Annotated in this window: 1 protein-coding gene; it reads left to right on the top strand. The window is 76.3% G+C overall.

Translation table 11 applies throughout. From position 1 onward, the window contains the following. Positions 1-654 (top strand): hypothetical protein (locus tag AC4FS3_RS28925; RefSeq protein WP_491023407.1); only part of this gene is annotated, 654 nt, incomplete at both ends.

Genomic DNA, 654 nt, shown 5'->3' with positions numbered 1-654 from the left:
GGCGCCGATGAGGGCGAGGACGTCGCCGAACAGAAGGCGATCGCGGCCGCGCCGCCTTACAAGCCGCGCACGGCGAAGGAAGCGGCCGCCACCGCCCAGCAGGTGGCCTGGGCCGAAGGCAACCAGACGACGGGCGACGCCGGCCTGCTCGGCTTCTTTGGCGGCGGCAAACAGCAGCAGGCCCAGCCGGTCGCCGTGGCGGCCGCGCCGCCGCCGTCCGCCGACCGTCTGCCGCCGCTGGAGCCGCAATCCACCCGCATCGCCGAAATGGCCCCTGTTCCGGCCGCGCGGCCGCAGGACCCGGCCTCGCTGGCGGCCATGCGGCCTGACGACGACGGGCAGCCGGACGCCAGCCCGGAAACGGGACAGATGGGCATCGTGCCGTTGCCGCCGCGCCGCCCGGATGATCCGCAGCTCAATATGGCCACCGCCGCGCTCAGCTCCGACGCCGTGGCCGCCAACACCATTGACGCGGCCATGGCGCCGCTGCCGCCTGTCCGCCCCCATGGCCTCGGCGGCGCCTCCGGCCAGGGAGCGCCCGCGACGGACATCGCCACGGATATCGCCACGGATGAGGCCGCGCCTGTCGCCGTCGCAGCCGCGCCCCTGCCGCCCGCCCGCCCGGCGGACCTGGGCGGACCGTCGCCCGAGGCA

The sequence above is a fragment of the Pseudogemmobacter sp. TB195 genome (assembly GCF_058313095.1).
This window is presented reverse-complemented; position numbering and strand designations above follow the sequence as displayed.